The organism is Bradyrhizobium niftali (assembly GCF_004571025.1).
Lineage (GTDB): Bacteria > Pseudomonadota > Alphaproteobacteria > Rhizobiales > Xanthobacteraceae > Bradyrhizobium > Bradyrhizobium niftali.
In genome coordinates this window covers 87478-98769 of sequence record NZ_SPQT01000003.1, presented here as the reverse complement: position 1 = coordinate 98769, position 11292 = coordinate 87478, and the positions used below count along the sequence as shown (strand labels likewise).

Genomic DNA, 11292 nt, shown 5'->3' with positions numbered 1-11292 from the left:
TGAACGCGACGCCCGCCGGCCGGGCTCCATCCGCCCGGCCGGCGCGTCCTCCGATCGGAGGATGCCGCGTGTCGTGGCTGTGCTACGCTTGGTGATATTGATCACTCAGGCCATTTAAAGCGATGCACGGACCACGAAAGCTGCCCGACCTGGTCGAGTCCATCTACGACGCCGGGCTCGATCCCTCGTTGTGGAACGACGTCGTCACCGGCATCCGCGATTTCGTCGGCGGTCAGGCCTGCGGGCTGTTTTCCAAGGATTCCATCAGCAAATTCGGCGTCACGCACTACTATTGCGGGGCGGACCCGCACTACATCCAGCTCTATTCCGAGACCCACTCGAAGTTCGATCCGCTGACGGTGCTGCCGCCGCACGGCCGGATTGTCAGCATTCCGGACCTCGTCGATTTCGATGAGTATCGCCGCGGGCGCTTCTACCAGGAATGGATGCGGCCGCAGGGGTGCAGCGATGCGGCCAACGTCGTGCTCGACACGTCGAATGCGAGCTGCCCGGTGATGATGACGGTGCTGTCGGGGCGGCGCATGGTCGATCCCGCGATGAAGCGCCGTCTCTCGTTCATCGTCCCGCACGCCAGCCGCGCGCTGCTGATCAATCGCGCCATCGATGCAAAGCTGACCCTGGCGACGGCGCTGGCCGATGTTCTGGACAATCTGACATCCGGCGTCTTCCTGCTCGATGCCTGCTGCCGGGTGGTGCATGCCAATTCCGCCGGTCATGCCCTGCTCGCGGCGGACGACGTCGTCCGGTCCGTTGCCGGGCGGCTCGTAACCAGCAGCAATGAAGCCAATCAGAGGCTGCGCGAGGCATTTGCAACCGGCGGCGACATTGCCCTGCTGGCCGCAAGGGCCCACGCGATTCCGTTGATTTCGCTCCACGGCGAGCACTATGTCGCGCACATTCTGCCGCTGTCCTCGGTGCTGCGCAACGGCAGCGAACGCGTCGGTGATGCCGTCGGCGCGCTGCTGCTGCGCGCGGTGTCGCTTCGAGGGCAGTCCTACGGCGAACTGATCGCGCGGACCTTCGATCTCACGCCGGCCGAGCTCCGCGTGCTCCTGTCGATCGTGGAGGTCGGCGGTGTTCCCGAGACGGCGGCTGCGCTGGGTATCGCGGAAACGACGGCGAAGACGCATCTGCACCGCGTCTTTGCCAAGACAGGCGTGTCCCGGCAGGCCGACCTCGTCAAGCTCGCGGCGGGGTTCGCGAATCCGCTCATCAACTGATTGGTAAATCACGGTCGGAGTTGAACCTTTTGCTCCCGTGATAGACTCAACTAGGCCGCCGGGCATGAAGAACATTCCACGATCTCGATGTTTGACCACTGGCTCTTCCCATGCCCCGACCTCCGAAACATTCCGAGTTGATCGAGAGCATCTATGACGCCGGTCTCCACCCTGAGTTGTGGAGCGCGGTGATCGTCAAGGTTAATGCGTTCATCGGCAGCCAGGCCTGCGGCCTGATCTCGAAGGATCCCGTCAGCAAATCGGGCGCGACGCATTTCTATTGCGGGGTCGATCCGCACTACATCCAGCTCTATGCCGAGACCTACGCGCAGTATGATCCGCTCGCCAGGCTTCCCCGTTATGGCGAGGTGCGCAACATCCCGGATCTCGTGGACTTCGAGGAATATCGCCGCGGGCGCTTCTATCAGGAATGGTTGCGCCCACAGGGTTGTGCCGACGTCGCGAACGTGGTGCTGGAGCAGTCGCAGTCGCCGTGTCCGATGCTGCTGACGGTGATCCCGGGCAGGGAGATGCTCGATGCCGGGCAGCGCGCGCGAATGCAGTCACTGGTCGCACACGCAAGCCGTGCGCTGCTGATCAACCGGGCGATCGAGCGAAAGCAGCAGCGGGCGATCGCGCTGGCCGATGTCGTTGACCGGCTCAGTGCCGGCGTCATCCTGCTCGATGCCGCCTGCAATATCGTCCACGGCAATCCCGCCGCGAAGACGATGCTGGCCGCGGCCGACGTCCTGCGGTCGGTCTCGGGCCGGCTCGTGGCGCGATCCTCCGAGGCAAATCTGGCCCTGCGCGATATCTTCCGCGATGCGGGGCAGGTTGCAATGGCTGCGGCGGCCGGTCGAAAGATCTCGCTGATCTCCCATGGCGGTTCCTACTATATCGCGAACGTCATCGCGCTGCCGTCGCTGCTGCGCGACGGAGCGACGGAGCGGACGTCGGCCGTCGGAGCCTTGTTCGTCTGGAAGGCGGAACTCGACGGCCGCTCGTGTGCCGGCCTCATTGACCGCACGTTCGACCTCACTCCGGCGGAATTGAGGGTCTTGCAGTCGATCGTCGAGGTCGGCGGCGTGCCGGAGACGGCGATTGCGCTCGGCATCGCAGAGACGACGGTGAAAACGCATCTGCATCGCGTCTTCGCCAAGACCGGCGTTTCTCGTCAGGCGGATCTCGTGAAGCTTGCGGCGGGATTTTCCAATCCGCTCGTGCACTGACGCGCATTCGCGGCGCGGGACGAGTCGCTGCAGCCCGCAATAGGTTCAAACAGAGACATCATTAGAAAGTTATCGCGGGTCATTCGATCGAATGACGCGGTTTGCCGCGATCCCTTCTAGGAGATGTCACACGATCTCTTATTCGACGCGTTCGTATTCATGCGAAGCAACTCACAGCGGGCGCAAGTGAATCCAGTCAATGTGGAAGGTCGAGAGGAGATTGTCATGCGAATGACGTCACCGGCTCCGGCTCGCAAACTCCGCGACATCGCCGCGCGCATCGGTGCGGCGTTCCGTGAGCAGCGCGCGATCGACGCGCGGCGCGAGTTGCTGCGCTATCGCCATCTGCTGGAGCAGCCGCACGACCCATTGCCTTTGAATGAATTCATTCCGTTCAGCAGCAAAGAGGATATTTCAGGAAATGCCCACGGATCTGATGCGGGCGAGCGCGCCGCCGGCCACACCACGTTCGAATGTGCGTAACGTCAACATCGTCGCGATCGCCGTGACCGCGGCACTCGTCACTCTCCAACTGGTTGGCCTCGCGATGCTGGAACGCTCTCACGCGCACGCGATGCATGTGTCGTTTCCACGCGAACCGCAGGTTTGCTCCGAGAACGTCGACGCTGCCGTCTCGCAAATTCCCTACGATTGACCGGAGGTCGGTCCGTGCCTGATGTCACGACACTGGTTCTGCTCAGCGTTGCCGTATTCGCCGGCGCCTTCGTTTCGGGTCTGTCGGGATTCGCATTCTCGGCCGTAGCGGGCGCCATTCTGCTCCGGGTGTTTCAGCCGCTGGAGGCCGTGCCGCTGATGATGGCGTGCAGCATCGGCGTGCAGGCGACCAATCTGTGGGCGCTTCGGCGCAGCATCCGCTGGGAGGGCAGCCTGCTGCTGATCGTCGGCGGATTGATCGGCGTTCCCATCGCGGTGTCGCTGTTGCAGTCCACCGATACGCATCTGCTCAGGCGGGGCTTCGGCATCATCGTCGCGCTCTATGCCGCCTACATGATGCTGCGGCCGACGCTGGTGACGGCCGGCGAGGCCGTCGGCCGGCACTGGGTCGCGCTGATCGGGTTCGGGGGAGGGCTGGTCGGCGGGCTGACCGCCATGCCCGGCGCGATCCCGACGATCTGGTGCGACATGCGCGGCATGCCCAAGAGCGAGCAGCGTGGCCTGGTGCAGCCGTTCATCGCTGCGATGCAGGTCTTCGCCATCGCGCTGCTGGTCGGACACCAGGACCTGTCGTCAAAGGTCTTCGTCGATCTCGCGGTCAGCCTGCCGGCGCTGTTCGCCGGTTCCGCGCTCGGTGTGATCGCCTTTCGCCGCGTCAACGAGACGGTCTTTCGCAAGACCGTGCTCGCTCTGCTGCTGGTGTCGGGGATTTCCCTGATCTAGTGGCCGGCGCCTTCGTGATGAAGCCCCTGGACCGGCGCGGCGCTGATGTCGCTGCTGTGATGTACCAGCGGCTTGTTGCCGGTGATGGTTCTGAGCAGCACGTAGAACACCGGCGTCAGGAACAGGCCGAACACGGTGACGCCGATCATGCCGGAGAACACGGCAACGCCCATGGCGCGCCGCATCTCGGAGCCCGCGCCGGTCGAGAGCACCAGCGGCAAGACGCCCATGATGAACGCCATCGAGGTCATCAGGATCGGACGTAGCCGCAGCCGGCTCGCCTCGATCGCGGCCCGGATCGGCGTGCGCCCGGCGAATTCGAGCTCGCGCGCGAATTCGACGATCAGGATCGCATTCTTGGCCGAGAGTCCGACGAGAACGATGAGGCCGATCTGGGTGAAGACGTTGTTGTCGCCCTTGGACATCCAGACGCCGAACATCGCCGCCAGCAGACCCATCGGCACGATCATGATGATCGAGAGCGGCAGGGTCAGGCTCTCGTAGAGCGCGGCCAGCACCAGGAACACCAGCAGGATCGCCAGCGGGAACACCCAGAGCCCGGAATTGCCGGCGATGAATTCCTGATAGGTCAGGTCGGTCCATTCGAAGGCAAAGCCGGGCGGTAGCGTTTCCGCCGCGATCCGCGTCGCTGCCTCCTGCGCCTGGCCGGATGAGAAGCCGGGGGCAGCCGCCGCGTTGATGTCGGACGACAGGAAGCCGTTGTATCGGATCGCGCGCTCCGGACCCGCGCTCTGGCGGATCTTGAGCAGTGCGGACAACGGCACCATGTCGCCGGAGGACGAACGCACCTTCAGCTGCCGGATGTCGTCGGCCCGGGCGCGGAACGGCGCGTCGGCCTGGACGCGGACGGAGTAGGTGCGGCCAAACTTGTTGAAGTCGTTGACGTAGTAGGAGCCGAGGTAGATCTGGAGTGTGTTGAACACCTCCGTCACGGGCACCCCGAGCTGGAGCGCCTTGGTACGGTCGATGTCGGCGAAGAGCTGGGGCACGTTGACCTGGAAGCTCGAGAACACGCCGGCGATCTCCGGCGCCTTCTGCATCGCCGCCATGAACGCCTTGGTCGCCTCGTTCAGGGCCTCGTAGCCGAGGCCGGCGCGGTCCTCGATCTGCAGCTTGAAGCCGCCGATGGTGCCGAGGCCGTTGACCGGCGGCGGCGGGAACATGGCGATGAAGGCTTCCTGGATGCCGGCGTATTTCTTGTTGAGATCGGCCGCGATGGCATTGCCGCTCAGGGCCGGGCTCTTGCGCTCGTCGAACGGCTTCAGCGTCGAGAACACGATGCCGGCATTGGAGGAGTTGGTGAAGCCGGAGATCGACAGGCCCGGGAAGGCGACAGAGCTCTCGACACCGGGCTGGGTCAGCGCGACGTCGCTCATCTTGCGGATCACCTCTTCGGTGCGGTCGAGCGTTGCACCGTCAGGCAGCCGCGAGAAGCCGACCAGATATTGCTTGTCCTGGCCCGGCACGAAGCCGCTGGGCACCTGCTGGAACAGGAAGGCGGTGAGGCCGACCAGCACGATGTAAAGGCCCATCACCGCGGCCTTGCCGGAGATCACCTTTGTGACGGTGCCGCTGTAATTCTCGGATGAACGCGTGAAGGCGCGGTTGAAGCCACGGAAGAACCAGCCAAGGCTCTTTTCCATGATGATCGTCAGCCGGTCCTTCGGCTCATTGTGGCCCTTGAGCAGCAGCGCCGACAACGCCGGGGACAGCGTCAGCGAGTTGACCGCCGAAATCACGGTCGAGATCGCGATCGTCAGCGCGAACTGCTTGTAGAACTGCCCGGTGAGGCCGGAGATGAAGGCGAGCGGCACGAAGACCGCGATCAGCACCATCGCGATTGCGATGATCGGACCTGAAACCTCGCGCATCGCCTGATAGGTGGCATCGCGCGGCGACAGCCCGGCCTCGATGTTGCGCTCGACGTTCTCGACCACGACGATGGCGTCGTCGACGACGATGCCGATCGCGAGCACGAGGCCGAACAGGCTGAGCGCGTTGATGGAGAAGCCGAACATGTGCATCACGGCAAAGGTGCCGACGATCGACACGGGCACCGCGAGCAGCGGGATGATGGAAGCTCGCCAGGTCTGGAGGAACAGGATCACGACCAGCACCACCAGCGCGATCGCCTCCAGCAGCGTGTGGATCACAGCCTCGATCGAAGAGCGCACGAACTGGGTCGGGTCGTAGACGATCTGGTAGGACACGCCCTCCGGCATGTTCTTCTTGATCTCGGCCATGGTGGCGCGGACGTGGTCGGAAATCTGGAGCGCATTGGAGCCCGGCGCCTGGAAGATCGGGATCGCCACCGCCTGCTTGTTGTCGAGCAGCGAGCGCAGGCCGTATTCGGACGCGCCAAGCTCGATGCGCGCGACGTCGCGTAAGCGCACCACTTCGCCGCGCGCGCCGGTCTTGACCACGATGTCGCCGAACTGCTCCTCGTTCGCGAGCCGCCCTTCCGCGTTGACGGAGAGCTGGAGGTCGATGCCCTTGACGTTCGGGGAGGAGCCGACCACGCCGGCGGCGGCCTCGACGTTCTGCGCCTGGATCGATTTGACGATATCGCTCGCGGTCAGCCCGTGTTCCGCCGCCTTCTGCGGATCGACCCAGACCCGCATCGAATAGTCGCCGGCACCGTAGAGCTGGACGTCACCGACGCCGTCGATCCGCGCCAGCCGGTCCTTGACGTTGAGCACCGCGTAGTTGCGCAAATACGTCATGTCGTAGCGACCGTTCGGCGACAGCAGATGTACGACCATGGTGAGGTCGGGCGACGACTTCTTGGTGATGATGCCGAGCTGGCGCACCACGGCCGGCAGGCGCGGCTCGGCCTGCTGCACCCGGTTCTGCACCAGCTGCGTCGCCTTGTCGGGGTCGGTGCCGAGGCGGAACGTCACCGTCAGCGTCATGGCGCCGTCGGTGGTGGCCTGGCTCGACATGTAGAGCATGCCTTCGACGCCGTTGATCTGTTCCTCGATCGGGGTCGCCACCGTCTCCGCGATCACCTTCGGATTGGCGCCGGGATAGGTCGCGCGCACGAGGACCGAGGGCGGCACCACGTCCGGGTATTCCGAGATCGGCATCGCGAACAGCGAGATCAGGCCGGCAAGGAAGATCAGGACCGACAGCACGCCGGCGAAAATCGGACGATCAATGAAGAACTTTGAGAGATTCATGGCTTTGCCCCTGGGCAATATTCTGCGGTGCTCCGACCGCCCCACCGTCATCCCGGGGCGCGGGCGAAGCCCGCGAACCCGGAATCTAGAGGTGAAGTGGTCGGAGTTCAGTAACTTCGAGATTCTCAGGTGCACAATTGCGCACCGTAGTTCGCGCTACGCGCGCCCCGGAATGACAGAGGATGTCAGCGTTGCACGACGTCCTGGTTGCTGTGGTTGGATGCCTGCTGCGGCCCGCGCGCTCCCATCGCCGCCACCTCCGTCTTGAGGAGGGCGCCGGGACGCACGCGCTGGAGGCCGTTGACGACGATGCGGTCGCCCGGCTTCAGGCCCGCGGTGACGATGCGCAAGCCGTCGACGGCGCCGCCAAGCGTGACCGGACGGTAGACCGCGCGGCTGTCGTCGCCGACCGCCATCACGAACTTCTTGTCCTGGTCGGTGCCGATCGCGCGCTCGTCGATCATCACCAGCGTCTGCTGCTTCGGCTGGCCCATGCGCACGCGGGCGAACTGGCCGGGGATCAGGCGCCCGTCCGCGTTCTGGAACACCGCGCGGACGCGGATGGTGCCGCTCTGGCCGTTGACCTGGTTGTCGATGAGCTGGATATGGCCTTTCGCCGATAGACCGCCGGAGGTCGCCATCCCCACCGGGATCTGGTCGAGATTGCCGCGCTTGCCGGAAGCATCTGCGATCGAGTTCAGCGCGTGCAGCACGACCTCTTCATCCGCATCGAACGACGCGTAGATCGGATTAACGGAAACCAGCGAGGTCAGCACCGGGGAGGCGGTGCCGGCGGCGACGAGATTGCCGACGGTGACCTCGATCTTGCCGACGCGGCCGTCCACGGGCGCGCGCACCTCGGTGTAATCGAGATTGAGCCTTGCGGTCTGGAGCGTCGCTTCGGCCGCCTTGACGTTGGCGATGGCCTCGCGATTGGCATTGTCGCGCTGGTCGTAATCGCGCCGCGTGACGACGGCATTGCCGACGAGCTGCGCACCGCGCTCGAGCTCGCTCTGGGTGAACACCACGCGCGCCTTCGCCGCCTCGAGCTGGGCGTTGGCCTTGTCCACCTCGGCCGCGTAGGGCGCCGGATCGATCTTGAACAAGACGTCGCCCGCTTTCACCAGCGCGCCTTCGGTGAAGTTGGCCGACATGATCGCGCCCGCCACGCGCGGGCGAAGCTCGACGCGGTGGATGGCTTCGAGCCGGCCGGAGAAATCGTCCCACAGCACAGTCGGCCGCGGTTCGATCAGCGCGACCGTAACGGGGACGGCCTGCTCGGCCGCGGCCGCCGTTGCGGTTGCCTGTGCGGCACGGAAGTAATGGCCGGTCGCGATCGAACCGGCCACGGCGAGGGCGCCCACGATAGCGACGCCGCCGAGAAGGCGGCGGATACGGCCAGGGCGAGAGGTGTTTTGGGAGGGGGGCATTTGCGCGCTCCAGATATGTAGTGTTCACTACAGATGTGGAGCTGGATACCGCAGCGCAAGATACTTATGTACCGTTCGCTAAGAAAATTGTAGCCGCTTACCGCAAGAATTGGAAGGCGGAAGAGAAAATAAAGCCAGAACAAATAGATAGGATCAGGCGTTAAGCCTCAGGCAGAACGTGAATTCCGAGGAGACAGGCACATGGGCATGGGACGCCCCCGCGAGTTCGACGCCGATGTGGCGTTGGATCAGGCGATGGAAGTGTTTTGGCGCCATGGCTATGAGGGCGCCACGATTGCCCAGCTCACCGAGGCGATGGGCATCAACCCGCCGAGCCTTTATGCCTGTTTCGGCAACAAGGAAGGTCTGCTGAAGGCCGCGCTCGATCGCTACACCAAATTGCGCGACGTCTGGATGGACGAAGTGGTCGCGGCGCCGACCGCCCGCGACGTCGCCGAGCGGATGCTGATGGGTATCGCCGAGAAGCAGACCGATCCCGCCAATCCGCCCGGATGCCTGCTCGTGCAGGGCGGCATCGCCTGCGGCAGCGGCTCCGAGAACGTCCCCTTCGAACTCGCCGCCCGCCGCGGCCAGAACGAGGACCAGCTCCGAGACCGATTTGTCCGCGCCAAGGCGGAAGGCGATCTGAAGCCGAGTTCTGATCCCGCAGCGCTCGCGCGTTATGTGTCGGCGGTGTCCGTCGGCATGGGCGTGATGGCGTCTTCGGGCGCGGATCGCGAAGCGCTGCGGCAAGTGGCGAACGTCGCGGTACAGGCGGTCGAGGCGCAGTCGGCCGAGAGAACCTGATTCATTTCGCGGATGACGTTGCCGGCAGCGACGGCGGTGGGACAAACCCACCGATCTCGCGCTCGATCAGCCCGGCCAGCGCAATCGTTGTCCGGTCCTCGAGATAAGGCCCGATGATCTGCACGCCGATCGGCAGGCCCGAAGGCGTGCGCTCGATCGGAACGGCGGTTGCCGGCAGGCCGCAGGTCGATGCGGGATCAGCCCAGATGAAGCACGCATCGGAGTAATTGTAGAGCTTGCCATCGATGTCGAGCTGCCGTGCGTCGAACGGCTCGGACTGGTCATGTGGAAACGCCGGCACGGCGGCGGCCGGGTAGATCACCGCATCGAACTCGCGAAAGAGCTGCTGCCACTTCTGTTGCAGTTGCAGGCGGGCCGCGTCGGTCGCCAGCCACTCACGATGGATCATGCCCCAGCCGCGGGCGCGCTCGGCCTGCAGGCTGCGGTCGTCGGGCGAGAGTGTCGCGGCAACTTCTTGCGCCTCCGCGAGGGTGGCCTGGGTCAGGCGCGGACTTCGCGCGGCGTTCAACAGCTTCATGTACAGCCGCGCGGATTCGGCGAGATCAGGTAGCAGCGTGCTCGAGCGCGCGACCCGCGCCTCCGATTTGTCGAGCCGGTCTGCCAATCGTCCAATGGCTGAACGCACGGCGTCACCCGTCGGCATCAACGGATGCGTATCGATCACGAGGATCCTGAAATTCATGAGCTGGTCATGTCGCGGCGCCGGCAGTGCAAGGCGATAGCCGATCCCGTCCCGCGTCTCGTCGGGGCCGGCAATCACGTCGAGCGCCAGGGCGAGATCCGAGGCCGTGCGCGCCATCGGTCCAACGACAGCCAGATCGCCCTGACCAGGGACGGGTAGCGCCGGCGGCAGGCTGTATCCGCGCAGCGGGACCAGCCCGAGGCTCGGCTTGTGTCCGAACACACCGCAGAAATGCGAAGGCACCCGGATCGAGCCGCCGATATCCGAGCCGATCGAGAGCGGACCGAAGCCCGCGGCCAGCGCCGCCCCTGATCCGCCCGAGGAGCCGCCGGGTGATCGGCCGAGATCCCACGGGTTGTTCGTCGTGCCGTGGATGTCGTTGTAGCTCTGGAAATCCCGCAGCCCGATCGGGATATTGGTCTTGCCGATGATGACGGCGCCCGCCGCCTTCAACCGCGAGACGACGAGGGCATCCTCCGCCGGTTGGAAATCCCTGAAATGCGGAAAGCCCCATGTTGTCGGCAGGCCGGCGACGTTGAACGGTTCCTTGAGGGTCACGGGAATGCCGAGCAATGGCTGGCGCTCGCCGCGGCCAAGCGCCGCGTCGGCCGCGCGCGCGGCGTCTCTTGCGCGATCGAAATCGCGAACGATGACGGCATTGATCCGCCCGTCCAGCACCTCGATCCGCGCGATCGTATGCTCGAGCAGCTCCGACGCAGAGATCTTGCGGGCGTGCAGGGCAGCCAGAAGTGTGCTGATCGAGCCGTAGTCCAAGTCAACTTCCAAGTCAGCGGCATCCGAGGCCAGCCCGCGCTGCATCACGATCTCCATTGTGTGACTGCTGATACTTCGTAGCCCGGATGGAGCGTAGCGCAATCCGGGACATATCCCAATGCGGATGCAGGACCCGGATTACGCTGCGCTCCATCCAGGCTACGAAGCTGCAATTCGCGTGAGGAGGCCGCGCAGCGGTCACCAGACCTGCTTGCCAATTGGGGGGAGTACCGTCCGAAAACAGCGATGCCTTCCGAACGGTTAATGGCGTCGGCTCGACGGCGAGTTCCCAAGCGGCGATCATGCAATCCTGCGCCTGTCTTGCCCGACGTGTCAAACGTCTGCGCTGGCGGGGCTCGCGCCGCGCGGGGCGAAATTCTTCAATGATTTGTACTGTGCATGGGGTTGTTTTCGCGTTTTTTGTCTGAGCGTTCCAACAGAGACAGAACAACCCGCCAGAGTCCGTATTCAACCGGAACTCCTAAGAATTTTTACACACAGTTCTGGCAC

The 11292-nt window shown here is 64.6% G+C and carries 9 protein-coding genes; 6 read left to right on the top strand and 3 right to left on the bottom strand.

The window, feature by feature from the left end; genetic code table 11:
- Positions 1-122: 122 nt before the first annotated feature.
- From E4K65_RS09185 to E4K65_RS09165, 5 genes are all read left to right on the top strand, one after another.
- Complete coding sequence (locus E4K65_RS09185) at positions 123-1241, top strand: helix-turn-helix transcriptional regulator (protein WP_135173874.1); 1119 nt, start codon at positions 123-125, stop codon at positions 1239-1241.
- A 110-nt stretch (positions 1242-1351) separates the two neighbouring features.
- On the top strand, positions 1352-2470 hold the full coding sequence (locus E4K65_RS09180) for a helix-turn-helix transcriptional regulator (RefSeq protein ID WP_135173873.1): 1119 nt from the start codon (positions 1352-1354) through the stop codon (positions 2468-2470).
- Between the two features lie 225 nt (positions 2471-2695).
- Positions 2696-2953, top strand: coding sequence for a hypothetical protein (locus tag E4K65_RS47085; RefSeq protein WP_167770669.1), 258 nt, complete (start codon positions 2696-2698; stop codon positions 2951-2953).
- A complete protein-coding gene (locus E4K65_RS09170; protein WP_027543188.1) occupies positions 2892-3125 on the top strand; it encodes a hypothetical protein in 234 nt (77 codons plus the stop codon). The genes E4K65_RS47085 and E4K65_RS09170 overlap by 62 nt, the downstream gene beginning before the upstream one ends.
- A 14-nt stretch (positions 3126-3139) precedes the next feature.
- Positions 3140-3868: a sulfite exporter TauE/SafE family protein gene (locus tag E4K65_RS09165; RefSeq protein WP_135173872.1), complete on the top strand. Its 729-nt coding sequence runs from the start codon at positions 3140-3142 to the stop codon at positions 3866-3868.
- Here E4K65_RS09165 and E4K65_RS09160 read toward each other — a convergent pair.
- Both E4K65_RS09160 and E4K65_RS09155 read right to left on the bottom strand, forming a co-directional pair.
- Positions 3865-7068 (bottom strand): efflux RND transporter permease subunit, encoded by a 3204-nt coding sequence (locus E4K65_RS09160; RefSeq protein ID WP_135173871.1) that lies wholly within the window; start codon positions 7066-7068, stop codon positions 3865-3867. The two genes, E4K65_RS09165 and E4K65_RS09160, sit on opposite strands and share 4 nt — an antisense overlap.
- Before the next feature lie 185 nt (positions 7069-7253).
- Entirely contained in the window at positions 7254-8498 is a 1245-nt protein-coding gene (locus E4K65_RS09155; protein WP_135173870.1) for an efflux RND transporter periplasmic adaptor subunit, read from the bottom strand.
- Between the two features lie 201 nt (positions 8499-8699).
- Between E4K65_RS09155 and E4K65_RS09150 the strand changes: the two genes are divergently transcribed.
- Positions 8700-9305 (top strand): TetR/AcrR family transcriptional regulator, encoded by a 606-nt coding sequence (locus tag E4K65_RS09150; protein WP_135173869.1) that lies wholly within the window; start codon positions 8700-8702, stop codon positions 9303-9305.
- Between the two features lies 1 nt (position 9306).
- On the opposite strand, the gene E4K65_RS09145 is transcribed toward E4K65_RS09150, so the two are convergent.
- Positions 9307-10839, bottom strand: a complete 1533-nt coding sequence (locus E4K65_RS09145) for an amidase (protein ID WP_167770668.1) — start codon at positions 10837-10839, stop codon at positions 9307-9309.
- Positions 10840-11292: the final 453 nt, after the last annotated feature.